At 60.4% G+C, this 23,467-nt stretch carries 20 protein-coding genes; 11 read left to right on the plus strand and 9 right to left on the minus strand.

Features of this window, described 5'->3' with window-relative positions; genetic code table 11:
• Window positions 1-296: 296 nt before the first annotated feature.
• Together leuA and AC1DNI_RS12865 are read left to right on the plus strand one after the other, a co-directional pair.
• The gene (gene leuA, locus AC1DNI_RS12860) at window positions 297-2,003 is read left to right on the plus strand and encodes a 2-isopropylmalate synthase (RefSeq protein WP_477692114.1); all 1,707 of its coding nucleotides are present in this window, start codon (window positions 297-299) and stop codon (window positions 2,001-2,003) included.
• Between the two features lie 126 nt (window positions 2,004-2,129).
• Window positions 2,130-2,744 carry a hypothetical protein gene (locus tag AC1DNI_RS12865; protein WP_477692115.1) on the plus strand — a complete coding sequence of 205 codons (615 nt, stop codon included), beginning with the start codon at window positions 2,130-2,132 and terminating at the stop codon, window positions 2,742-2,744.
• Between the two features lie 3 nt (window positions 2,745-2,747).
• Here AC1DNI_RS12865 and AC1DNI_RS12870 read toward each other — a convergent pair whose 3' ends face one another.
• Window positions 2,748-3,677, minus strand: coding sequence for a metallophosphoesterase family protein (locus AC1DNI_RS12870; RefSeq protein ID WP_477692116.1), 930 nt, complete (start codon window positions 3,675-3,677; stop codon window positions 2,748-2,750).
• Between the two features lie 117 nt (window positions 3,678-3,794).
• On the opposite strand from AC1DNI_RS12870, the gene AC1DNI_RS12875 reads away from it, so the two are divergent.
• The gene (locus tag AC1DNI_RS12875) at window positions 3,795-4,265 is read left to right on the plus strand and encodes an NUDIX domain-containing protein (protein ID WP_477692117.1); all 471 of its coding nucleotides are present in this window, start codon (window positions 3,795-3,797) and stop codon (window positions 4,263-4,265) included.
• A 5-nt stretch (window positions 4,266-4,270) separates the two neighbouring features.
• Here AC1DNI_RS12875 and AC1DNI_RS12880 read toward each other — a convergent pair whose 3' ends face one another.
• Window positions 4,271-5,266 (minus strand): glutathione S-transferase family protein, encoded by a 996-nt coding sequence (locus AC1DNI_RS12880; protein ID WP_477692118.1) that lies wholly within the window; start codon window positions 5,264-5,266, stop codon window positions 4,271-4,273.
• Between the two features lie 287 nt (window positions 5,267-5,553).
• On the opposite strand from AC1DNI_RS12880, the gene AC1DNI_RS12885 reads away from it, so the two are divergent.
• Entirely contained in the window at window positions 5,554-6,066 is a 513-nt protein-coding gene (locus tag AC1DNI_RS12885) for a GNAT family N-acetyltransferase (protein WP_091923855.1), read from the plus strand.
• A 2-nt stretch (window positions 6,067-6,068) separates the two neighbouring features.
• Here AC1DNI_RS12885 and AC1DNI_RS12890 read toward each other — a convergent pair whose 3' ends face one another.
• From AC1DNI_RS12890 to AC1DNI_RS12905, 4 genes are read right to left on the minus strand one after another with little or no spacing between them, the layout of a single operon-like run.
• A complete protein-coding gene (locus AC1DNI_RS12890; protein ID WP_477692202.1) occupies window positions 6,069-8,144 on the minus strand; it encodes a hypothetical protein in 2,076 nt (691 codons plus the stop codon).
• A gap of 8 nt (window positions 8,145-8,152) precedes the next feature.
• On the minus strand, window positions 8,153-10,978 hold the full coding sequence (locus AC1DNI_RS12895) for a DUF4159 domain-containing protein (RefSeq protein WP_477692119.1): 2,826 nt from the start codon (window positions 10,976-10,978) through the stop codon (window positions 8,153-8,155).
• Window positions 10,975-11,892, minus strand: coding sequence for a DUF58 domain-containing protein (locus tag AC1DNI_RS12900; RefSeq protein ID WP_027233452.1), 918 nt, complete (start codon window positions 11,890-11,892; stop codon window positions 10,975-10,977). Before AC1DNI_RS12900 ends, AC1DNI_RS12895 begins: the two co-directional genes overlap by 4 nt.
• Window positions 11,892-12,899 (minus strand): AAA family ATPase, encoded by a 1,008-nt coding sequence (locus AC1DNI_RS12905; RefSeq protein ID WP_091944242.1) that lies wholly within the window; start codon window positions 12,897-12,899, stop codon window positions 11,892-11,894. The genes AC1DNI_RS12900 and AC1DNI_RS12905 overlap by 1 nt, the downstream gene beginning before the upstream one ends.
• A 152-nt stretch (window positions 12,900-13,051) precedes the next feature.
• Here AC1DNI_RS12905 and AC1DNI_RS12910 point away from each other — a divergent pair, with 152 nt between their 5' ends.
• The 3 genes from AC1DNI_RS12910 to AC1DNI_RS12920 are packed head-to-tail and all read left to right on the plus strand — an operon-like array spanning window position 13,052 to window position 15,566.
• Window positions 13,052-13,660, plus strand: coding sequence for a DUF1285 domain-containing protein (locus AC1DNI_RS12910; protein WP_477692120.1), 609 nt, complete (start codon window positions 13,052-13,054; stop codon window positions 13,658-13,660).
• On the plus strand, window positions 13,657-14,298 hold the full coding sequence (locus tag AC1DNI_RS12915; RefSeq protein WP_113280808.1) for a CoA pyrophosphatase: 642 nt from the start codon (window positions 13,657-13,659) through the stop codon (window positions 14,296-14,298). The genes AC1DNI_RS12910 and AC1DNI_RS12915 overlap by 4 nt, the downstream gene beginning before the upstream one ends.
• Entirely contained in the window at window positions 14,295-15,566 is a 1,272-nt protein-coding gene (locus tag AC1DNI_RS12920) for a CCA tRNA nucleotidyltransferase (protein WP_477692121.1), read from the plus strand. The genes AC1DNI_RS12915 and AC1DNI_RS12920 overlap by 4 nt, the downstream gene beginning before the upstream one ends.
• On the opposite strand, the gene AC1DNI_RS12925 is transcribed toward AC1DNI_RS12920, so the two are convergent.
• Window positions 15,567-15,749, minus strand: coding sequence for a DUF1059 domain-containing protein (locus tag AC1DNI_RS12925; RefSeq protein WP_027233447.1), 183 nt, complete (start codon window positions 15,747-15,749; stop codon window positions 15,567-15,569).
• A gap of 127 nt (window positions 15,750-15,876) precedes the next feature.
• Entirely contained in the window at window positions 15,877-16,791 is a 915-nt protein-coding gene (hemF, locus tag AC1DNI_RS12930) for an oxygen-dependent coproporphyrinogen oxidase (protein WP_477692122.1), read from the minus strand.
• Window positions 16,792-16,947: 156 nt separating this feature from the next.
• Between hemF and AC1DNI_RS12935 the strand changes: the two genes are divergently transcribed.
• Window positions 16,948-17,220 carry a hypothetical protein gene (locus tag AC1DNI_RS12935; protein ID WP_027233445.1) on the plus strand — a complete coding sequence of 91 codons (273 nt, stop codon included), beginning with the start codon at window positions 16,948-16,950 and terminating at the stop codon, window positions 17,218-17,220.
• 230 nt (window positions 17,221-17,450) lie between these two features.
• A complete protein-coding gene (locus AC1DNI_RS12940; RefSeq protein ID WP_477692123.1) occupies window positions 17,451-18,554 on the plus strand; it encodes an ABC transporter substrate-binding protein in 1,104 nt (367 codons plus the stop codon).
• Between the two features lie 56 nt (window positions 18,555-18,610).
• Here the strand turns inward: AC1DNI_RS12940 and AC1DNI_RS12945 are convergent, their stop codons facing one another.
• Window positions 18,611-19,066: a tRNA (cytidine(34)-2'-O)-methyltransferase gene (locus tag AC1DNI_RS12945; RefSeq protein WP_477692203.1), complete on the minus strand. Its 456-nt coding sequence runs from the start codon at window positions 19,064-19,066 to the stop codon at window positions 18,611-18,613.
• 324 nt (window positions 19,067-19,390) lie between these two features.
• Between AC1DNI_RS12945 and AC1DNI_RS12950 the strand changes: the two genes are divergently transcribed.
• Together AC1DNI_RS12950 and AC1DNI_RS12955 are read left to right on the plus strand one after the other, a co-directional pair.
• The gene (locus AC1DNI_RS12950; RefSeq protein WP_477692124.1) at window positions 19,391-21,238 is read left to right on the plus strand and encodes an ABC transporter ATP-binding protein; all 1,848 of its coding nucleotides are present in this window, start codon (window positions 19,391-19,393) and stop codon (window positions 21,236-21,238) included.
• A gap of 221 nt (window positions 21,239-21,459) precedes the next feature.
• The gene (locus AC1DNI_RS12955) at window positions 21,460-23,310 is read left to right on the plus strand and encodes an ABC transporter ATP-binding protein (RefSeq protein ID WP_477692125.1); all 1,851 of its coding nucleotides are present in this window, start codon (window positions 21,460-21,462) and stop codon (window positions 23,308-23,310) included.
• Window positions 23,311-23,467 lie beyond the last annotated feature (157 nt).

Raw genomic sequence — 23,467 nt, forward strand, 5'->3', positions numbered from 1 at the left:
CGAAACTCATCCTTGCATCTGGCCAGACAGTCGTTTATTTGTCTGGCCCATGAGAACGCGCCCGACCCACAAGTCCTTCGCCTTGTCCGCTTTTGCGGGCTTGACGAATCGCGCCTTCCTCCTTCCGCTTCTCCTCGACCTTATCGGCGACCGCCGGGCTCGTTGAGAGGAGCGTCCGGCGGTCGAAAGTGCCGCCAGGCTTCTGCTCCTTACCCTTTACAAGTCCGATGTAACGCTTAAAAAAGTGCCGAGATCGCTTGAAACTATCGCGTATCCGGCCGGAAACGAGAAGCACAATGACCGATATGATCGCTCCGAGGAAACCGACCGCCGGCATGCCCAATGCCGGCAATAAGTACGAACCCTATCCGTTCGTTGAACTCACCAACAGGCAATGGCCGTCAAAACGTATCGAAAAGGCGCCGATCTGGTGCTCTGTCGATCTGCGCGACGGCAACCAGGCGCTGGTCGATCCCATGGGCCATGATCGCAAGGTGCGTATGTTCGCGCTTTTGCTCGACATGGGCTTCAAGGAAATCGAAATCGGGTTCCCCTCCGCATCCCAGACCGACTTTGATTTTGCCCGCTGGTGTGTCGAGGAGGGAAACGCTTCCGACGATGTATCGCTGCAGGTGCTTGTCCAGTGCCGCCCCGAACTCATAACGCGCACGTTTGAATCCCTGGAAGGCGCGCACAAGCCAATCGTCCATTTCTACAATTCGACCAGCGAATTGCAGCGCCGGGTCGTTTTCAACAAGGATGTTCACGGCATCAAGTCGATCGCGACCGATGCTGCCAAGATGATCACCGACATGGCTGCCAAAGCCGGTGGCGGCTACCGTTTCGAGTATTCGCCGGAGAGCTTCACCGGGACCGAACTCGATGTCGCACTGGAAATATGCAATGCGGTGACCGAGATCGTCAGGCCGACGCCGGACAACAAGCTGATCATCAACCTGCCTTCGACGGTCGAAATGTCGACGCCGAACATCTATGCCGACCGGATCGAATGGATGTGCCGCCAGCTCGACAATCGCGAGAACCTGATCATTTCGCTGCATCCGCACAATGACCGCGGCACGGGCATTGCTGCTACGGAACTCGGCCTGATGGCTGGCGCCGACCGCGTCGAAGGTACGCTCTTCGGCAATGGCGAGCGCACGGGCAATGTCGACATCGTCACGCTGGCCTTGAACATGTTCACGCAAGGCGTCGACCCGGAGATCGACTGCTCGGACATCAACCGCATGAAGGAAGTCTACGAATATTCCAACCAGCTCGTCATTCCCGAGCGTCACCCCTATGTCGGCGAACTGGTCTACACGGCTTTCTCGGGATCGCATCAGGACGCGATCAACAAGGGCATGAAGGCGATCAAGCAGGCGAACAAGACCCTGTGGGAGGTGCCCTACCTGCCGATCGATCCGCAGGATGTGGGTCGCAGCTATGAGGCGATCATCCGCATCAATTCCCAGTCGGGCAAGGGTGGCATCGCCTATATCCTTCAGGCCGATTACGGCCTCAATCTGCCGCGCGGCATGCAGGTGGAGTTCCGCGAGGACATCCAGCACATCACCGACGAGGAAGGCAAGGAGATGCCCTCGAAGCGGATCTACGACCGCTTCCAGGAACTCTACGTCGAGCAGCCGGCCGCGCGTTTGAAGTTTGTCGACCACCACACCTATCCCGATACGGAGCGCAAGGGCATGCGGATTCTTTCCGCCGAAATCACGGATCGCGGCGAAACGAAACGGATCGAGGGGCGTGGAACGGGGCCGGTGGATGGCTTTATCGATGCACTGTCCCACTATCTTGGAATCAAGCTGTCGGTGGTGAATTATTCCGAGCACTCGCTGCAGCACGGGTCCGACGCAGCGGCCATCAGCTACATGGAAATCGAATATCCGGGCGGCAAGCTCTTCGGCGCGGGGATCAACAAGAACATCGTGACGGCATCCCTCGAAGGGATCATTTCCGCCGCCAACCGCATCATCGGCAAATGAATGGAAGGGCCCTCGGGCCCTTCACCCATTTCTGGGCACGCGATGCGGCGAGGGTACGTTTTTGATGCAATTGCCGCGACTTGTCGTTAAGGATTGGTAAAATCGCCTCCTTGCCGGAAAACGCCGATGAATGAAATGCGCGAGAAGAGAACACCCGACGACCGCCGGCTCGCCGAAGCAATTCGGGGCGTTCAGATTGCGGCCGCGGATCGCGGCGATGTAGTCATCGACATGAAGGAAGCCGATCTGGCGCGCATCGAAATCCTTGCTGAGGATCTAAAGCCGGTCTTCGCTGATGTGGCTGCCGACGATCCGCAGTGGGACTTCGCCATTTCCAGGGGAGTGCAGCCGCGGCTCTGGATCGATGCTACCGCCCATGTGATGATGGCGCGCGATCGGCGCACCTATCGTTTCGTGCGCGATACGCGCCTTGGCCGGATCGTTCTTGCGGAATCACCCGAAGTGAAGCCCGTCTCCGAAGCGGTCACGACCTATATCGCCGAGCGTATCGTCGAGCGGCAGCGCCTGATGGAAGGCGAGCGGGTTTCTTTGCGGCCGGAATCGGGTATCGACCCCGGAATTGCAACCCCGCGACCAGTTGAGATAACGGCTGCCGCCGCGCCGAGGACTGCCGGGTTGACCGTTTTCTTGATCGCGATCGTCTGCCTTGCTATCGGCGCGACAATCGGCGCAAGTGGCATGCTTGCCCACCTCTGGAGCATCATCAAGCCAACTTACTGAGCCTCAGATCCCGGCGAGCACCTTGCCTACCTTAAGATTGTGCTCGCGGATCGTACGGATCGTCGTTTGCGCGTCGACGATGCCACGCTCCACCATGGTGCACTCCCATCCGGCATTGGTCTTCGAGATCGTGAAAAGATTGAAGCCCGCTGGTGGTTTGTGCTGTCCAAGCTCGAAACCCTGGCTTGCGGCCGGCACACAGACCACGGGGATTTCCCAGTCCGGTCCGTTGATCGTGTAGCGCGTCGCAAGATGCGTATGGCCGTGGAGGACGAGTTCAGCGCCGTATTCAGCAACCGTTCGCTGAAAGAGACCGATCCCGAGAAGGCGCTTGTGCGAGGGAGCCGCACCGCGAACCGGCGGGTGATGAATCATGATCACGCGGAAGAGCCCGCGCTTGCCGGTCTCATCGAGAACCTCGCCGAGCTTGCGCGCCTGGCGTTCGCGAATGTCGCCCGTCGCCATGAAGGGGGCGGTCGCGCGGGCTGAGGAGACGCCAATGAGCGCCACGTCGCCGCGTACGCGAAGATACGGAAATTCGACAGGCTTGTTTTCGGCGGCTTCGATATCGCCGCGCATCCACGGCTGCCAAAGGCGCCGTGCCTTCTTCAGCGCGCCGGGCACATAGGCATCGTGATTGCCGGGAACGACCGACACATTGGCCGGGTCGCCCAGCGTCCGCAGCCAGCGTTCTGCCGTCTCCAGTTCCTCATCGAGCGCCAGATTGACGAGGTCGCCGGTCACCGCAATGTGATCGGGCGTGTGCGCCTTGATATCGGCAACGAGCGTATCGAGCGTGCTGCCGGTCATCGTTTCCTTGCGGTTGGAACGCCAGTTAATATAGCCGGTGATGCGCTTGGAGATCAGTTCCCGCAAGTTCGGTGCGGGAAGCGGCGATAAATGTATGTCTGAGATGTGGGCAAGACGGAACATTTTTCAGCTTTAGGAGAGTATGACGGCTAAATCCAGTGGTAGAACGTTTCGCGCGAACGGCGCACCCGATAACAAAACAGTCGCGAGGTTAGACTGTTCCACCTGAAGAAGGAAAGAATGACCGACAAGCGTTCCACCTGGCGCCACCGTGTGCTCCATGCCTATTTCCTGCTGCGGCGCCCGATGACCCTCGGCGCCCGCGGGGTCGTCATCGATGAAAAAGCGCGTACGGTCTTCCTCATCCGCCACACCTATGTGCATGGCTGGCAGTTTCCGGGCGGCGGGGTCGAGACTGGCCACACAATGGAAGAGACGCTCTCGAAGGAACTCATGGAAGAAGGCAACATCGAACTGACCGGCAGGCCAGAGCTCTTTGCGATCTATCACAATGCTCATGCGTCGAAACGCGATCATGTTGCGCTTTATATATGCCGGTCGTTTCGTCAGACAGCGCCCTTCAAGCCCAACCGCGAGATCGCCGAGGCTCGATTCTTCGGCCTCGACGACCTGCCCAAGGACACGACGCCTGCAACCCGGCAGCGCCTTGCCGAAATATTCGAAGGCGCGGAGATTCCGACCGCCTGGTAGCGGCCTCAGTCAGACGCCGACGCCTTCAACCGGTCGCGATCGTGCGGCGCGCCATAATCGAGCGCCGGGCCGACAGGGATGATACCGGTTGGATTGATTGTCCGGTGGCTGCCATAATAATGCGCCTTGATATGCAGGAGATTGACCGTCGGCGCGACGCCCGGCACCTGATAAAGCTCGCGCGTATAGTTCGACAGGTTCGGATAGTCCGCGATGCGTTGCCGATTGCATTTGAAATGCCCGACATAGACCGGATCGAAGCGTAGCAGCGTCGTGAACAGGCGCCAGTCAGCTTCAGTCAGGCGGTCGCCGGTGAGGTAGCGCTGTTTTGCGAGCTTCGCCTCGATTTGATCGAGCGCGCCGAAAAGCTGGGTGAAGGCTTCTTCATAGGCCTCCTGCGTGGTGGCGAAACCGGCGCGATAGACGCCGTTGTTGATGTTGGGATAGACGAGGGCGTTTACGGCATCGATTTCCTGTCGCAACGCCTCCGGGTAGAAATCCAGGGCGTGATCACCGAAGGCATCGAATGCCGAATTCAGCATGCGGATGATCTCCGAGGATTCGTTCGACACAATCGTGTTCTGCTTCTTGTCCCAAAGCACCGGTACGGTTACCCGGCCTGAACATTTGGGATCGGCCCGCGTGTAGACCTGATGCAGATAGTCGTAGCCGAAAAGCTCGTCACCGGTCGCGCCATCCCGTTCAAGGAATGTCCAGCCTTCAGCACCCATGAAGTGGTCGACCACCGATACGGAAATGACATCCTCGAGCTGCTTCAGCGCGCGGAAGATCAGCGTGCGATGCGCCCAGGGACAGGCATAGGATACATATAGATGGTAGCGTCCCGGCTCCGCCTTGAAGCCGTCGCGGCCGGATGGTCCGGCGCTTCCATCGGCTGTCACCCAGTTGCGAAATTGCGATTCAGTGCGAATAAAGCGCCCGCCGCTCTGCTTGGTGTCGTACCACTTGTCCTGCCATACGCCGTCGATCAACAAACCCATCGTTTCGAATCTCCATTGGTTACTGAGCCTATAGCTGGCGCTGCAGGATTTTTAATTCAGCCCCCGGGTGGTGAACAGAGCGTAACTCTTCGACAGTGTCTGTTTAGATTTTGGTTTACGTCGCGACAGATTGATGTTAGGCGAACGAAAAAGGAGAGATTTGTGGCAGGACTTCTGATCATCCGACGATGAAACCTGGACCGGCGCCTCGTGCGACGGACGCTCCTGTGCTGGCCAATGGCGATATTTGCCGAGGCGAACGACCACTCTCTTCAAAGAAATCCAACATGCTGAACCATGTCGTGACCTACGCGCCGGAAGAACCGGTGCACGATGCTGCAATCGAAGACATCAACCGGGAAGCTTTCGGGCCGGGGCGGTTTGCCCGGGCGGCCTATCGCATTCGCGAGGGCGGACCGCATGATCGCAACCTCTCCTTCGTAGCGCTCAACGGCGAACACGTCGTCGCGTCGGTCCGGCTGACGCCCATCCGTATCGGCACTACCCCGGCGATGCTTCTCGGCCCGCTCGCCGTGCGGCCGGCATGGAAGAAACAGGGCATTGGCGCAGCGCTTATGCGCACCAGCATGGAAGCCGCGCGCGTTGCCGGACACAAGCTCGTCATCCTCGTTGGTGACGAGCCCTATTACGCGCCGTTCGGCTTCCGCCAGATACCAGGCCACCGGATCGTATTGCCGGCGCCGGTTGATCCGGCGCGGTTCCTCGCTTGTGAGCTCGCACCAAGGGCTTTGCAGGATGTGGAAGGCAAGGTCATCCACGCCGCGATGGCAGGCCAGTAGCTTTACCTGCCTTCGCGGTACCACATGCCGCCAAGCACAAGCATCATGGCGGCAAGGCCAAGGAAGCCCGAGAAAAGCGGCAGGCGGGTGACGCTCTTCAGCACCGTCTCATTGGTCTGGCGCAGGCCGATCCAATTGTCGCCGCTGGCGCTTGCCGTGCCGCGCGAGGCAACGATGTTCGGTACCTCGATGTCGCTCTGATTGGCGGCCGCGCGCAGGCGGCGCGTCCCGCCGCCGGTTTCGCGGGCAAGCGGATCGAGTTTTGCCTGCGTCGAAACATTGTCGGTGAACTCCGGCGCATCGACGGGTCCGACATGGGCGAGCGTCGTCAGATCGCCATTGGCAACCTGGTAGAGCCCGATCTCATCGGTCGGCACGGAGGCGGTAAAGACGCCGGGCTCGGTCTCCGTCAGCGGAACCGACCGCGTCTTGCCCGACGGCGTGATGATATTGGCGGGCTCAGCCGTTTTTTGCATCGTCTGGCGATGAATTTCGAGATTGCGGCCATTGCCTGTTGCCGTCAGCGCCTCTTCCTCGAGGTCTGGCTCCTTCATCAGCCAATGGGCGATCCGGCGATAGAGCGCGGCATGCGGACCGCCGCCCTCGAAACCGCGCGCCCAGAGCCAACCCTGGTCGGACAGGAACATGCCGACCCGGCCATCGCCAATGCGGTTGAGAACAAGCAGCGGCCGGTCCCCGGCGTTCATGATGACCGAGCCTTCAGGTGGATTGACATCGATCACACGGAACCATCGGCTCCATGCCGGCGGTTCCTGCGTACTGCCTTCAAGCCCGCGCGTCACCGGATGGCGTTTACCCTGGTCGCTGAGGCGCGGATAAAAGGCCTTTTCCTCAATATTGCCGGTTGGCGTGGCCGGAAGCACCGAAAGAAGCGGCGTGTTCGCAATCGACATCTGGCCCGCAAATTCCGGACCGGCTGCGATAAGCAGGGCTCCGCCCTTTTGCACATAGTCGTTTATGTAGTCGTAATAGAGCAGCGACATCACATCGCGATGCTGATAGCGATCGAAGATGATCAGATCGAACTGATCGATTTTGTCGACGAAGAGTTCGCGCGTCGGAAAGGCGATCAGCGCGAGTTCCGGAAGGGGGGTCGAATCCTGCTTTTCGGGCGGGCGCAGAATGGTGAAGTGCACGAGATCGACGGACGCGTCCGACTTCAGGAGGTTGCGCCAGGTCCGCTCGCCGTTGTGCGGCTCGCCTGAAATCAACAGCACCCGCAGATTTTCGCGAATACCGTCGACCATGGCGACGGCACGGTTATTGACGCCAGTAAGCTCGCCTGGAATCGGATCGACGGTAATCTCGACGATATTGACCCCGGCGCGCGACAACGTCACCTCAAGCGGCATTTCCTCGCCGATGATGGCATCTTCGCTGCCGGACTCGTTGCCATTGACGCGCACATGAACGCGCGCGCTGCCGCCCGGCGCTTCGCCCGAAGCGGTGACCTTGTAGGTCATCTGCTGCGGCTTTCCAGTCAGGCCGAAGCGCGGCGCACGCACGAACTGGATGCGCCGATCGATTTCATTGGGGACGCCGGTGATCAGCCCATGAATGGGAGCATTGAAGCCAAGTCCCGCCTGGTTGGCCGGAATATCGTGGATCTGCCCGTCGGTGATCATAATCGCTCCGCCAACGCGCGAAGGCGGCACATCGCGCAGCGCTCCATTCAAGGCCCCGAACAAACGGGTGGAGGTGGCATCATCATTCTCGCTGGCACGGCCGGTCTCGACCGTGCGAACCTCGAATTGCGGCAGGCGTGCAAGCTCGGTCTGCACCTCCTTGAGCGCGGCGTCCGTATCCGCGCTGCGGTTGCCGAGATCCTGGCTCTGGCTGCGGTCGGCGATCACCGCAACGACGCTTTTCAAGGGATCGCGCTGCTCGTTGACGACGATCGGATTGAGCAGCGCCATGGCGAAGGCGGCCAGTGCGACAAAGCGAAGGAGGCTCCCGCGTTGGCGAAAATAGATGCCCGCCAGCGTCAAGGCGAGCAATGGCACAAGCAGAATGGCAAGCAGGGTGGTCGAAAGCAGCGGCTGGAAATCGAGCGACAGGTACATGGCTAATTTCCCAGACGCTCAAGCAGGTCCGGCACATGCACCTGATCGGACTTGTAGTTGCCGGTAAGCATGTACATGACGATGTTGATCCCGGTGCGGAAGGCATAGGTGCGCTGCATCGGATCGTTGGGAATGGTCGGAAACATGGGCGAGCCGCTGGCATCGATAGCCCATGCGCCGGCAAGATCATTGCCGGTAATCATGATTGGCGTCACGCCGTCGCCTGCGCGCACGGGCCGGTCCGACCTTGCCTCGGTGGAAAGAGACGCCTGCACCCAAAGCGGGCTGCCGCGGTAGCGGCCGGGGAAATCCTGCAGAATATAGAAAGACTTGGTCAAAACGTGATCGCTGGGCACCGGCTCGAGCGGCGGAATGTTGAGGCCGGCAAGGATATCGCGCAATCGCTGGTTCGAGGGCGTGGTCGCATTCTCGAAGCTCACGGCCGCCGCATCCTGGTCGCGCGTGTCGAAGAGCACGGTTCCACCCTGCTGCATATAGGCGTCGATCTTGGCGATGGCTTCAGGCGATGGCATGCGCGCAGCCGCATCGACAGGCCAGTAGATAAGCGGATAGAAGGCAAGCTCGTCAGTTGCCGGATTGACGCCGACCGGCTCGCCCGGCTCCAGCGCCGTGCTGTCGGCGAGCGCCCGCGAGAGCCCGGCAAGGCCGGCCCTGCTGATATCGTCGACCGCACTGTCACCGGTGATCACATAGGCAAGATGGGTGGCGTTTACCGCCTCGATGATGGCCTCGTCGCCGGGCTTGCTGTCGTTTTGCTGCGCATGGGCGGGCGAAGGTGCGATCGCGAAAAGAACGGGTAAGAGCAGAATCGCGAGCGAGGCAGCCACCGTGCGATAGCGGCGGCGCAGATGGCCTCCGAGCCAGAGGATGGCCACGGCATCGGCGATCAGCAGCAATGCTGCCAGCGCGAAGAGCGGGCCGCGCAGCGGCAGCGATTCGTCGACCGCATAGCGCGCCGTCGTTACCGGGAATGACATATCGGGTCGGGCCAGCGGCTTGATCTCCCCATCGGGCCGGAAAAGGTTGAGTGCCGACATCGCGTCTTCCACTCCGTAGAAGCCGGGAGGATTGTCGAAACTCACCTGCGGTGTTTCACCTGGCTTGGTGATCAATGGCTTTGCGTCACCTGTGGGCGGCATGAGCCCGCCCTCGGCATTGAGGATGAGGTAAGGCGGCAAGGCACGGGACGCGCTGGCGCCGTTGCCATTGGCTGCCGGACCCGCATTGCGCGAAAGGGCAACGAGGCGGTGCAGCATATCGACGAAGCTGCCGCTGATGGGCAAATTCGACCAGGTCGCCTCGGGCGTGACATGAAACAGCACCAGTTGGCCACGCTGGCGCGTTTCACCGGTAACAAGCGGGGTTCCGTCGGCGAGGTTGGCCCAGCTCTTGTCATAGAGGTCCGAGGACGGCTCTGCGAGGACCTGCCGCGTTACCGTCACGTCCTGCGGGGTCGGAAGACCGGCAAAGGGACCGTTGTCCGGGAACGCCGCGACCGGCTGTGACTCTTTCCAGGAGAGGGCGCCGCCAAGCGAGCGCTCGCCCTTGCGCAGTGTGACCGGAAGCAGGGGATCTTCGTCGCTGCCGGCAAGGCGGGGGCCGGCGAAGCGGATCAGCGTGCCGCCGTTATTGACCCAGTCGGAAAGCAGGCGCTCGGTCTCGGGAGGCAACTTGCCGATATCCGCCATGATCACGACCGACGGCTTTTGCTCGAGCAATTCCGGAACGGCGCGCACGAGTTCGGCATTGCGCGGCCGCAGGAGATCGGCAAAGGGCTCAAGCGCCCTTGAAATGTAGTAGAGCGGAGAAAGCAGGGGCTGCGACAGATCGGCATCCGATCCGGAAAGCAACGCAACGCGGCGGCGCTTGTTATTGTCGTCTATGAGGAAAGTCGCGCCGGCTTGCGCCGTCCCGTCGATGCGCAGCGTGTGAAAGTCGTTGCGCAGCTCGTACGGCGCATTGATGACCGCTTGCCCTGTCGCTTCTCCTGCGGAGAAAACCAGACCGGTCTCGGCGATGCGCCGGCCCTTTTCATCGAAGGCGCCGATGGTGACTGCGCCCTGTCCACGGTCATTGCTCGGTCGCACCGCATGAACCGTCAGTCCATTGGCACTGTTTTCGGCCTGGCGGATAGCGGAGATGGCGCTGATTGATGGCTGATACCAGATCATCGATGCGATTTTTGCGTCCTGCAGCGATTTCAACGCAGCATTGGCCGCTGGCGTATCGATACCGTCATTGAGATAGGCGATGCGGGTTCCCGAAATGTCGGCAAGCGCGGTTTTCAACCGGGCGAAAGCGGCCGCACGATCGACCGGGATCGGCCGCACGTTCAAGGCGCGTACGCGCTCGAGCGCGGTTGTCGCGTCGAATGGTCCGATATCCGTGTTCGCTCGTTCGGCCGTTCCGAGAATGTAGATCAGTGCGCCCGAATTCGCCGCATCGCCGATAAGGCGCTCCGCCGTCTCCTTGCGCGCCGGCCATTCCTCATTCGAGGACCAGCCATTATCGAGGACGATCGCGACCGGTTCCTTGCCGGTCAGCGTTTCCGGGCGTGGGTTCCACACCGGCTCCGACAAGGCGAGGATGACAAGGGTTGCAAGCAGTAGCCGCAGCAGGGTCAGCCACCACGGGCTCTTGTTCGGCGTCTCTTCCTTTTTGAGAAGCTGTGCCAGGATCCGCAAGGGCGGAAAGATTTCGCGTACTGGACGGGGCGGCGTCACCCGAAGCAGCCACCAGATGACCGGAAGGGCGATCAATCCTGCAAGAATCGCCGGAGCGCCAAAGGCGAGGGGAAGCGCATTCATGCGACGCCTCCACCCTGATAGCCGATCTTGGCGGTCATGTTCATATGCACCGTCACAAGCGCTTCTGAAGCGAGGCGATCAGTGCGATTAACCGTGTAGCTCCAGCCGATGCGCTTGCAATAGGCGCTCAAGGTCTCGCGGCGGGCATAAAACAGGTTGCGATAATCGCTGGCATAATCCTCGGCCCGTCCGAAAGTGAGTGAAGCGCCGGTCTCGGGGTCGACAAATTCGGTGCGCCGCCTGTAGGGAAAGTCTTCCTCGGCCGGATCGTAGATTTCAATGAGATGCGCACGCGCGCCGACATGGGCGAGTTTTTGCAGGGTTTCGAGCGTTTCTTCGACCGGCTCCAGGAAATCGCTGACCAGCACCACATCCGAGAAACGGCGCACCCTGTCGAGATCAGGCTTGGCCGGCAAGTTGGCGGCGTGGGAGAGGAGGGTTGCCAGGCGCTCGGCGCCATTGCGTGCCGAGGATGGGTCGGAAATATCGGGATAGGCAATGCGTTCGCCACTGCGCGAGAGCAATTCCGCCAATGCGAGCACCATTACGAGCGCGCGCGACTCCTTCGAGACCTGCGCCTGTTCGGATTTGAACAGCATCGATGGCGAAGGATCGGCCCAAAGCCAGACGGTGTGGGCCGCCTCCCACTCCTGGTCGCGGATGTAGGTGCGATCATCGCGGGCGGACCTGCGCCAATCGATGCGCGAGACGGCCTCGCCATCGGTGTAGGGGCGAAATTGCCAGAAGCTCTCACCAACGCCGCTCTTGCGACGACCGTGCCAGCCGGTATTCACCGTATTCAAAATGCGATGGACCTCGACGAGGAGGTCCGGCAGCAAGGCGGCACGTTGGCGGGCGCGCGCAAGCGCGTCGCCTGTCTCGGTTCGCCGGACTTGCGTGCCGATTGCTGCCATCAGAGGGCAACCTTGGTCACATTCGCGATCACATCGCGCACGTTCATGCCGTCGGCGCGGGCCGCAAACGTCAAGGCCATGCGGTGCTGGAGGACAGGTTCGGCGAGTGCCTTGATATCATCGACCGATGGGGCGAGACGACCGTCATAAAGGGCGCGGGCGCGGGCGCAGAGCATCAGCGCCTGGCTGGCGCGGGGACCAGGTCCCCAGGAGATGAACTTTCTCGCAATGTCGTTGTCGGCGCCGGGCCGCGCCGAGCGGACGAGGGTCAAAATGGCGTCGACCACGCCTTCGGGAACCGGCATGCGGCGGATCAATTGCTGCATCTCGAGAAGACGTTCGGCGTCGATCACCCGAGCCGCGGAAGCTTCGGAGGTCCCCGTTGTCTCAAGCAGCACGCGGCGCTCCGCGTCGAGTTCGGGGTAAAGAATGTCGATCTGCATCAGGAAGCGGTCGAGCTGAGCCTCGGGAAGCGGATAGGTGCCTTCCTGCTCCAGCGGGTTCTGGGTCGCGAGCACGTGGAAGGGGCGCGGCAGGTCGTGCCGTTCGCCGGCGACAGTCACGTGATATTCCTGCATGGCTTGGAGCAGCGCCGACTGGGTGCGCGGCGAGGCGCGGTTGATTTCGTCGGCCATGAGAAGCTGGGCGAAGATCGGACCTTTGACATAACGGAAGTAGCGCTTGCCATTGTCGTCCTGCTCCATGATCTCGGAGCCGAGAATGTCGGACGGCATCAGGTCCGGCGTGAACTGGATGCGGCGGTCGTCCAGTCCAAGCACGGTTCCGAGTGTCTCGACCAGCTTGGTCTTGGCAAGGCCGGGAACACCGACGAGCAGGGCGTGTCCACCGGCAAGAAGGGCGACGAGGGTGCGCTCGACGACGCTCTCCTGGCCGAAGATGACCGTTCCGATGCCGTTCCTGATCTTGGCGATATCGGCCAGCGCTTTCTCGGCCTCGGCGACCATCGCCTTTGGATCGGACGCCACCTCTGGTTTAATCATCGTCATCGATTTACCTCGCCGCTGGTATATGTGCAGAGTCTTTCTTAAATCACTCCAAGTCACTATGACATGTGAAAAGACTCTAAATCACTATGACATGCTGACAAGCGGTCCAACGGTGACTATTTCGTGACGGGTGGAGAAAAAAGGTCAGGGCTATGGCAGTGCGTGAAACCAGTGTGCGCGATACGGCGGGACTTGAGGCGCTGATCTCGCGGGCCGCAGCGCAGGGCAAGGGTCTGCCACCGGTCGACCGCTGGAATCCTGAGTTCTGCGGCGATCTCGATATGGAGATCAAGGCCGACGGCACTTGGTTCTACATGGGAACGCCGATCGGCAGACAGCCTCTCGTGCGCCTGTTTTCGACAGTCCTGCGCAAGGATGCCGACGGAAAGACCTATCTCGTCACCCCGGTGGAAAAGGTCGGGATCCGCGTCGAGGATGCGCCCTTCCTTGCGGTCGAGCTCAATGTTTCCGGCTCCGGCGACGATCAGGTCATGACCTTCCGCACCAATGTCGGCGATGTGGCCGAGGCGGGAGCCGAAAACCCGCTTCGCTTTGTGGTCGATGCCGAGAATGGCGGGCTGAAGCCATACTTGCTGGTCCGCGGGCGGCTCGAAGCCTTGCTAGCCCGTGCCGTGATGTACGATCTCGTCAACCATGGCGAAGATATCGTTGTCGACGGCAAATCGATGTTCGCGGTTCGCTCCAGGGGCGTTGTGTTTCCGATCATGCCGTCGGGCAAACTTGAGATGCAAAGTCGATGACCTCAGCCGACCCGCTCGATGAGGGGTTTTCGGCCCGCGCGTTCGCACGTCGCGTCGCGCTCAAGGGCAATGAGCGGCTCGACGACGACCATGGCGATCACCGGCTCAATCCGGGCCTCGATGCGCTGATTGCCGCAAAACCGCTGCGCGATGCGGCGGTGCTCGTCCCTATCGTTGACCGCGGTGACGAGGCAAGCGTCATTCTCACGTTGCGCACGACCAGCCTGCGCAAGCACTCGGGCCAGGTGGCGTTTCCGGGAGGCGCCATCGATCCCGAAGATGATTACGAGCCGGAAAAGGCGGCGCTGCGCGAGGCGCATGAGGAAATCGGGCTCGAAGGGCGGCATGTCGAACTGCTCGGCCGCCTGCCGCGCTATTTGACTACCACCGGATACTCGATCATTCCGGTTCTTGGCCTTGTCCACCCGCCTTTCGAAATCGCGGCTAATCCGGACGAGGTTGCCGATGTATTCGAGGTGCCGCTGTCGTTCCTGATGAACCCGGCAAACCATCGCCGCGAAAGCCGCATGTGGCAGGATCAGGAGCGGTTCTACTATACGATGCCGTTCGGCGATCGCTTTATCTGGGGCGTGACGGCCGGCATCATTCGTACTCTTTATGAAAGGCTCTATTCTTGAGCGCGATAAAGTCCATTTCAGACAAGGCGCCGTGGCTTGCCAACGAGCAATTGCAAGTTCTGTTGGCAGCGCTTTCGGTCGGGGGCGAGAGCGCCCGCGTCGTTGGCGGCGCCGTGCGCAATACGCTGCTCGGGCAACCAGTAAGCGATATCGACATCGCGACGACTTGCCTGCCCGAGGAAACGCTGCGGCGCGCGGAGGATGCGGGGTTCAGGGCGGTCCCTACGGGAATAGCTCATGGGACAATCACAGTCGTCGCCAAGGGACGTCCCTATGAGGTGACGACCTTGCGCGCCGATGTCGAAACCGACGGGCGTCACGCGGAAGTTGCGTTCGGCAAGGACTGGCAGGTCGATGCCGAACGTCGCGACTTCACGATCAACGCGCTTTATGTCGAGGCCGATGGCACAATCGTTGATCTTGTCGGCGGTCTTGCCGACATCGAGAGCCAGACCCTGCGCTTCATCGGTGATCCGGAACAGCGTATCCGCGAAGACTATTTGCGCATATTGCGCTTCTTCCGCTTCTTTGCGTGGTATGGGAAGGGCCGGCCCGAAACGGAGGGGCTGAAGGCCTGCGCGCGCCTCAAAGGCGGACTTTCGCGCCTTTCGGCCGAGCGTGTCTGGTCCGAACTGAAGAAGCTTCTCTCAGCGCCGGACCCGTCGCGCGCCCTCTTGTGGATGCGCCAGGCCGGTGTTCTGACGGCAGTGCTGCCGGAGACGGAAAAGTGGGGCATTGATGCCATCCACGGCCTCGTTCAGACCGAACAGGCACTTGGTTGGGAGGCCGACCCTCTGTTGCGTCTTGCCAGCATGGTGCCGCCGAACACGGAGCGGCTGGCGGAGCTTGCCGTTCGGCTCAAGCTCTCAAATCAGGAGCGCGACCGCCTGGCGGCTTTTGCCGCGACGGTGCCGCCACATCCCGAGATATCCGAGACCGGCTTTGCAAAGCGGCTCTATCGCAGCGACGTGCAAGGTATGCAGGATCGCTTGAGGCTCGCCCTTGCCTCCGCCCGTAACGATGCGGCGAGTGACGATGCAGCCATGTTCCGCGCCGGTAACCTGTCGCGGCTGCTTGAATACCTCAAGGACTATGAGCGGCCGAAATTTCCCTTATCCGGCGGCGACCTCGTGACGGCGGGCCTTTCGAAGGGTCCTGATGTCGGCAAGGTGCAACGCGCGCTCGAGGATGAGTGGATCGAGTCCGGATTCAGCCTCGAGCGCGATGAACTGCTGGCAAGAATTCCCCACCATGCGGGAAAGGCCTGATCAGGCGGCTTTACCCTTTTCGGGCTGGATGTTTGCCTTGATCGTTTCGAGCATGGATTCGCGAATGACCGTTTCACCATGGGTTTCGCGCAAGTGCTCGCTGGCGCGGCGGATGATTTCAGCTTCGGTTTCGTGACGTGTATGCCACTGGCAACCGGGAACAATGCAATGAAGTTCTTTCATGGCCTTCTCTCCCTGTTGTGAGCCCGCAAACATTTGCCTGACGCGCTCGATCAGGCGCGGACAATCACCCGCGCCAAGGAAGCATGATAACGCATCATTCCTGTATTTGATCCCTCAAATTTCCCGTTCATGGCCATTTGACCGCCGGCGGCATCGAAGAAAGGATCGAATCCACGTTCCCGCCGGTCCTGAGGCCGAAGATCGTGCCGCGATCGTAGAGAAGGTTGAACTCGACGTAGCGGCCGCGACGCACCAGCTGTTCCTGGCGATCGGCGTCGGTCCAGTCCTTGTTGAAGTTCTGGCGCACCAGGTAGGGATAGACCACCGAAAAAGCCCGGCCGACGTCGCGAGTGAAGTTGAAGTCGGCGTCCCATCCGCCGCTCTCGTCCGACGAATGCAGCCAGTCATAGAATATGCCGCCGGTACCACGGGGTTCCTTGCGATGCGGCAGGTAGAAATATTCGTCGCACCAGGCCTTGAACTTGTCATAGTCGGCAACAGCGGAATGCTTGTCGCATACGAACTTCATCGCCTTCTGGAAGGCGACCGTGTCCGCGTCCTCCTGGGTCCGCTTGCGATCGAGCACCGGCGTCAGATCGGCGCCGCCGCCAAACCACTGGCGGGTCGTCACCACCATACGCGTATTCATGTGAACCGCCGGCACATAGGGGCTTTGCGGATGTGCGATCAGCGAAATGCCGGACGCCCAGAAGCGCGGGTCTTCATCGGCGCCGGGTATTTGCTTGCGGAACTCCGGCGAGAACTCGCCGTGAACCGTGGAAATGTGGACGCCGACCTTCTCGAACACGCGGCCATGCATGAGCGACATGATGCCGCCGCCGCCCTTGCCATCGTCACGCTGCCAGGGCGTCTGTTCGAAGCGGCCCGCGGCGCGATCCGACAGAGGGCCTTCCAGTTCGTCCTCCAACTGTTCGAACAAGGCGCAGATCTTGTCACGGATCTCCGTAAACCAGGCTGTGGCTGCGGCTTTCTTGTCATCGAGTGCATCGGGAAGAGCGGCGGGAATGTCAGGGCGGTCCATGGCAAAGAATCCTTTGTTTATGCGGACATATCACAACATCGAAAAGACAAAGGGAAGGGGCGTTTACTCAATCCGCAGATCTCCAAAAAATGACTCGTTTTCCGCAACAACACTGCATAAGTTTACAGTGTAAAGCGTTGAGTGAGGGCTCAAAGAATGGTCTCCAAGGCGCCCAGGTCGCAATTCCCCAAGCCACCGCTCGAGGGCTTGCGCAAGCAGCTCAAGGAAAGCCGCCGTGACGCCGGCCAGCAACGCGGCGCGTTCGTTCGCGAAAGCTTCCGCCTGCCGAGACTGGCAGCCCGTGAAAAAGCCCGCGAATGGTTCGAGCAATTCCCCAAGGCCGCCTATTGGACCGAGATCGAAAGCTGGCAAGAGCGGCCGGGTGATATCATCGAATTTACCATGCGCAGGTTGCCCAACGCGGATTAGCTTTTGGTAAGAGAAGCGCCAAAACTGTCGATTCAGCAATAAAATTGATGATATTTTTCAAGAAATTGATCGATATGGTCGAAAATCGCCGCGAGTTTGCAAGATTTTTCAATTTTTCGTCAGTAGGCGCCAAAATCCAAGCAATCGTTGCTGACAGCCATTTCCAAAGTCACTAGAACTCTGCCAGCCCCGGACAGTCGTTCGGATGCACAAAATCCAAGGAGGAAACTATGCGCTTATCGTTGATCTCTGGCGTGGCGTTGGCTGCCGTCATGGCGATGACGTCGTTCGCCAAGGCCGATATCGTCGTCGGCATTATCGCGCCGGTCACCGGTCCTGTCGCCGCCTACGGCCTGCAGGTGAAGAATGGCGCCGAAAGCGCTGCCGAGGCCATCAATGCGGCGGGCGGCATTAAGGGCGAAAAGATCGTCACCAAGATCTTTGACGATGCGGGCGAACCCAAGCAGGGCGTGTCGGTCGCCAACCAGGTCGTCGGCGAAGGCATCAAGTTCATCGTCGGACCGGTAACGTCCGGCGTTGCCATGCCGGTATCGGACGTTCTTGCTGAAAACGGCATCGTCATGGTCACCCCAACCGCGACAACGCCCGATCTGACCACACGCGGCCTCGAAACCGTGTTCCGCACCTGCGGCCGCGACGACCAGCAGGCCGATGTTGCCGGCAAGTACATGCTCGACAACTTCAAGGACAAGCGCATCGCCATCGTCTACGACAAGACGCCTTACGGCACCGGCATCGCCAATGGTCTGAAGTCGGTTCTCAACAAGGGCGGCGTCACAGAAGTCGTCTTCGAAGGCATCAATGCCGGCGAAAAGGACTACAGCGCTCTCATCACCCGCATCAAGTCGGAAAAGGCCGATGTGATCTATTTCGGCGGCTATCATGCCGAAGGTGGTCTGATCGCGCGCCAATTGCATGATCAGGGCGTCAAGGCCCAGATCATCGGGCCGGACGGTCTTTCGAACACGGAATACTGGGCAATCGGCGGTGACGCTGCAGCCGGCACGCTGTTCACCAACAGCGCCGACCCGACGAAGAACCCAGCCGCCGCCAAGGTCGTCGAGGCTCTCCAGGCGAACAACATCCCGGCGGAAGCCTTCACGCTTAATGCCTATGCGGCCATGCAGATCATCGCGGGCGGCATCGAGAAGGCAGGTTCGGTTGAGCCGACGGAAGTCGCAGCAAAGATCAAGTCGGGCGAGCCGCTTTCGACCGTCGTCGGCGACCTGACCTACTCGAGCACCGGCGATCTCACCACGCCGGCATTCGTCTTCTACAAGTGGGAAGGCGGCAAGGCCGAACAGATCAACTAATTCCGCCAGACTGAAAACCCAAGGTCCGCCGGTCAGAAATGGCCGGCGGATTCGTTTCAGGCCTGGAATTGCCGCAGTGCCTCAGCTGCGGCGATGGCCGCGGACAGCGCAAGGTTGAGCGAGCGCGCGCCCTCGACCATCGGAATGATCAACCGCGCATCGGCGACTTGATGAACCTCATCAGGAACGCCGGCGGATTCGCGTCCAAGCAGCAGGATGTCGCCGGGTTCAAAGGCGAACTTCGTATAGGGCACCGCAGCTTTCGTCGAGAAGAGCAGCAGCCGCCGTTTTGCGGCAAGCCGCCACGCCTGAAAATCCGCCCAGCTGGCATGACGCGTCAACGCCGCCTGTTCGAGATAGTCCATGCCCGCACGCTTCAACGCCCGGTCGGAAAGGTCAAAGCCCGCCGGCTCGATCACATCGACCGCGATCCCGAAACAGGCAGCCATGCGCAGTATCGTTCCGGTATTGCCTGGAATGTCGGGCTGATAAAGCGCGATGCGAAGGTCCACTGATGCGTCGGTCAATACTTACGGCTCCATTGCGATGGCCTCTCGCCTTTTGCGTTCATAATCGCTATAGGAAGCAAACTGCAACGCTAACTTGGAGGTGTCGATGCCAAAATTGATGCGACTTCTTCCAGACTGGACGATGTCCGGTTGCCTTTGCGGTTGCGTGTCGGTTCTCCCTAACTAGAAATTTCGTCTTTCCGACACGAGCCGCAAACTGCCGATCTTCGCGTTTGCAGGTGTTTTCCATGTTTGTCCCAAGCAGTATCCCAACGACCGGCTCGCGGTCCGCTACCGTGATCAGGACAGGTGTTTACGAGGTTGAAAATGTTTCGCTGGTTTGAAGAGAGGCTCGAACCATTTCCGCCAGCCGAGCCCAGTGAGCCGCCAAGATCGCTCGTGGCGTTCTGCCTGCATTACACGCGCGGCGTGTGGCCATTCATCGCCGTCATGGCCGTTTGCACAGCTCTGATCGCCGTGCTCGAAGTGTCGATGTTCGCCTTCATGGGCAATATTGTCGACTGGCTGTCGAACCACTCGCGGGAGACCTTCCTTTCCGAAGAGGGCTGGAAGCTGGCGCTGATTGCCGGCGTGATCCTCATCGTCATGCCCGGCATCGTGTTGATCGATTCGCTCGTTATCCATCAAACGCTCCTTGGCAACTATCCGATGCGTATCCGCTGGATGGTGCATCGCTACCTGATCCGCCAGTCGATGACGTTTTTCCAGGACGAGTTTGCCGGACGCGTCTCGACGAAACTGATGCAGACCTCGCTCGCGGTGCGCGAAGCGGTGATGAAGCTGCTCGACGTTCTCAACTATGTCATCGTCTATTTCAGCGGCACGCTGATCATCGCGGCAGCTGCCGACCTTCGGCTGATGCTGCCATTCGTCGTCTGGCTCGCTGCCTATATAGGACTTTTGCGCTACTTCATTCCGAAAATCCGCGTCATTTCGGAACGGCAGGCCGATGCCCGTTCGACCATGACCGGCCGGATCGTCGACAGCTATACGAATATCGCCACGGTCAAGCTCTTCTCGCACTCGAAGCGCGAAGAAAGCTATGCACGCGAGGGAATGGAGGATTTTCTCGGCACCGTGCATCGCCAGATGCGCATGGTGACGAGCTTCCACTTCTGCCTCTATGCGATGAACTGTCTCCTGCTGTTTTCGGTGGGCGGCATCGCCATCTGGCTGTGGCTGGACTCCGCCATTTCCGTCGGCGCCGTTGCCGTGGGGATCGGATTGGTCCTGCGCCTCAACGGCATGTCGCAGTGGATCATGTGGGAAATGTCCGCCCTGTTCGAAAATATCGGAACGGTGGAAGACGGTATCACCTCGATTTCGCTGCCGCGCCTGGTGCCGGACGTTGCGAATGCGCCCGAACTCGTCGTGAAATCGGGCGCGATCACTTTCGACGCCATCGGCTTTCACTACGGCAAGGGTGCGGGGATCATCGACAAGCTCTCGCTGGATATCCGGCCCGGCGAAAAGATCGGCGTCGTCGGCCGGTCGGGCGCCGGCAAGTCAACGCTCGTCAACCTGCTGCTGCGCTTCTACGACCTCGAGAGTGGGCGCATTTTGATCGATGGTCAGGACATTTCGAAAGTCTCGCAGGATTCGCTGCGGGCGAATATCGGCATGGTCACACAGGATACATCGCTGCTGCACCGCTCAGTGCGAGACAATGTGCTCTATGGCCGACCCGATGCATCGGATGAGTTGATGCGGCAGGCCGTGCGCAATGCCCAGGCCGATGGCTTTATCGAGGAACTAACCGATCCGAAGGGGCGCCGGGGTTTCGAAGCTCATGTCGGCGAGCGCGGCGTCAAGCTTTCCGGTGGTCAGCGCCAGCGTGTCGCCATCGCTCGAGTCATGTTGAAGGACGCGCCGATCCTGATCATGGACGAGGCAACCTCGGCGCTCGATTCGGAAGTCGAGGCGGCGATACAGGACAATCTTTATCGGCTCATGCAGGGAAAGACCGTCATTGCCATCGCCCATCGCCTCTCCACAATTGCGGCGCTTGACCGCCTTGTCGTGATGGACAAGGGCAAGATCGTCGAGAGCGGCAGCCACGACGAGCTCATCGCCGCAAACGGGATTTATGCCGGCCTTTGGGCGCGCCAGTCCGGCGGGTTCCTCGGGCTCGACGATCAGGAAGCTGCGGAGTAGGGCTGAGCGCAGCAGCCAGGAGGGGACTTGTTTTATTCTGACCAGGCCCCCACCCCAGACCTTCGGTCTGACCCTCCCCACGAGGGGAGGGTGAGAAGCCAAGCCATGAAGAGTGTCCGGTAACCGAAGTTTAATTTGACGCATCGCGGGACTCGACCGATGGTGGCCCTTCGCCCATTGGTTTCATCATCGTGATGATTTTTCAACGCAATGCAGGTTGAATGACACGCCTTTACCGCCTGTTCGAGAGCTGGGTCGATCCCTATGCCAGTGCGCCGGCGGAACGGGTTCCGAACCAGTCGCTCGCCTTCATGTGGTTCTATGTCCGGCAGGAGAAATACGTTTTCCTGGCAATGCTCGTCTGCGGCGGGCTGATTGCCCTGTTCGAGGCCGGGCTCTTCTGGTTCGTCGGCAAGATTATCGATATTCTCGCCTCCACCGATCGCGCCGAAGGTTGGCAGGGTGTTATCGACCGCCACGGTGTCGCGCTGCTTTTGATGCTGCTTGCGGTGTTTCTTGGGCGAACGCTCGTTCTTTCCCTTGCTGCCCTCGTCGAGGAGCAGGCGATCGTGCCGGGTTTCAACAATCTCGTCCGCTGGCAGGCTCACAGCGTCGTCTACCGGCAGAGCCTTGCATTTTTCCAGAACGATTTTTCCGGCCGCATCGTCACCAAGGTCTGGGCCGCGGGACAAGCGCTTGGCGATTTCATGGTGACGCTGCTGCAGGCAGTGTGGTTCAGCCTTGTATATTGCGCGACGACACTCTTTCTCATCGGCCGCCTCGATTGGCGGCTGGCTTCAGTCGTCGGCGTGTGGCTCGTCGTTTTTGGCTTCACCGCCCGCTATTTCCTGCCGCGCGTGCGCAAGGCCGCCCGCGATACGGCCGAAATGAGCTCGCTGGTCATGGGTCGGCTCGTCGATGGCTACAGCAATATCCAGACGCTGAAGCTGTTCGGCACCACACAGCGCGACGACGCCTATATGCGCCGCGGCATGGATCGCTGGCTCGTCGCAATCATGTCGCTGACGCGGGGTTTGAGCGGCATTCGCATTTCGCTCGCCAGCACAAGCGGGGCGATGATCTGCGTCGTGGCGGCGCTGTCGATCGATCTTTGGCTGAAGGGCGAGATTTCTTCCGGCGAGGTCGCCTTCACGCTGGGTCTTGTGCTGCGGCTCAGCATGCTTCTGACGCGCATGATGGCCAACCTCAATGGCTTGCTTCGCAACTACGGCACGATCCAGAATTCCATGGAACTCCTCGCGCGCCCCGTCAGCGTCGTCGACAAGCCGGGGGCCCAGCAGCTCACCGTGACGCATGGGGAAATCAGGTTCGAGAACGTCCGATTTCACTACGAGTCGGCAAGGATCGTCATCGACGATTTTTCCCTGCATGTGCGGCCGGGCGAGAAGATCGGCCTTGTAGGCCGCTCCGGCGCCGGCAAGTCGACGCTCGTCAACCTGCTGCTGCGTTTCTTTGACGTCGAAAGTGGCCGCATTCTCATCGACGGCCAGGACATCGCCAATGTCACTCAGGATTCGCTGCGTGCCCATATCGGCATGGTCACGCAGGATACGTCGCTGCTGCATCGTTCCGTCCGCGACAACATCCTTTATGGCCGGCCCGACGCTTCCGACGACATGATGCGCGATGCGGTAATCAACGCCCAGGCGGAAGCGTTCATCGACACCTTGACCGATCCCAAGGGCCGTCGCGGACTTGATGCCCATGTCGGCGAGCGCGGCGTCAAACTATCGGGCGGGCAGCGCCAGCGCATCGCCATCGCACGCGTCATGCTGAAGGATGCGCCGATCCTCATCCTCGACGAAGCGACCTCTGCGCTCGATTCGGAAGTCGAGGCGGCGATACAGGAAAGCCTTTACCGGCTGATGGAAGGAAAGACCGTCATTGCGATCGCCCATCGCCTGTCGACCATCGCGGCTCTCGACCGCCTGATCGTCATGGACGAGGGCCGCATCGTCGAGAGCGGAACGCATGCCGAGCTTGTTGCTGCCAATGGGCTTTATGCCGGGCTCTGGGCGCGCCAGTCGGGCGGATTTATCGGGCAGGAATAAGCCGCCGGTTTATCCCTGCGACATCCTGCCCTTATGCCGCTGTCAGGCTGGACAAGCTCCTGCGACATGCTTAGAAACCACGCGATATGTTGGGGATTCCGCGGGGCTCATCTTCTTGGGCCTGTCTTCTATTATGCTGACTTCGTGGACTCTCCCG

The sequence above is a fragment of the Phyllobacterium sp. 01N428 genome (assembly GCF_056399405.1).

Coding starts and splice junctions, on each gene's coding strand:
- leuA (WP_477692114.1), top strand. CDS start 297: ATGACCGATATGATCGCTCCGAGGAAACCGACCGCCGGCATGCCCAAT.
- AC1DNI_RS12865 (WP_477692115.1), top strand. CDS start 2,130: ATGAATGAAATGCGCGAGAAGAGAACACCCGACGACCGCCGGCTCGCC.
- AC1DNI_RS12870 (WP_477692116.1), bottom strand. CDS start 3,677: ATGTTCCGTCTTGCCCACATCTCAGACATACATTTATCGCCGCTTCCC.
- AC1DNI_RS12875 (WP_477692117.1), top strand. CDS start 3,795: ATGACCGACAAGCGTTCCACCTGGCGCCACCGTGTGCTCCATGCCTAT.
- AC1DNI_RS12880 (WP_477692118.1), bottom strand. CDS start 5,266: ATGGGTTTGTTGATCGACGGCGTATGGCAGGACAAGTGGTACGACACC.
- AC1DNI_RS12885 (WP_091923855.1), top strand. CDS start 5,554: ATGCTGAACCATGTCGTGACCTACGCGCCGGAAGAACCGGTGCACGAT.
- AC1DNI_RS12895 (WP_477692119.1), bottom strand. CDS start 10,978: ATGAATGCGCTTCCCCTCGCCTTTGGCGCTCCGGCGATTCTTGCAGGA.
- AC1DNI_RS12900 (WP_027233452.1), bottom strand. CDS start 11,892: ATGGCAGCAATCGGCACGCAAGTCCGGCGAACCGAGACAGGCGACGCG.
- AC1DNI_RS12905 (WP_091944242.1), bottom strand. CDS start 12,899: ATGACGATGATTAAACCAGAGGTGGCGTCCGATCCAAAGGCGATGGTC.
- AC1DNI_RS12910 (WP_477692120.1), top strand. CDS start 13,052: ATGGCAGTGCGTGAAACCAGTGTGCGCGATACGGCGGGACTTGAGGCG.
- AC1DNI_RS12915 (WP_113280808.1), top strand. CDS start 13,657: ATGACCTCAGCCGACCCGCTCGATGAGGGGTTTTCGGCCCGCGCGTTC.
- AC1DNI_RS12925 (WP_027233447.1), bottom strand. CDS start 15,749: ATGAAAGAACTTCATTGCATTGTTCCCGGTTGCCAGTGGCATACACGT.
- hemF (WP_477692122.1), bottom strand. CDS start 16,791: ATGGACCGCCCTGACATTCCCGCCGCTCTTCCCGATGCACTCGATGAC.
- AC1DNI_RS12935 (WP_027233445.1), top strand. CDS start 16,948: ATGGTCTCCAAGGCGCCCAGGTCGCAATTCCCCAAGCCACCGCTCGAG.
- AC1DNI_RS12940 (WP_477692123.1), top strand. CDS start 17,451: ATGCGCTTATCGTTGATCTCTGGCGTGGCGTTGGCTGCCGTCATGGCG.
- AC1DNI_RS12950 (WP_477692124.1), top strand. CDS start 19,391: ATGTTTCGCTGGTTTGAAGAGAGGCTCGAACCATTTCCGCCAGCCGAG.
- AC1DNI_RS12955 (WP_477692125.1), top strand. CDS start 21,460: ATGACACGCCTTTACCGCCTGTTCGAGAGCTGGGTCGATCCCTATGCC.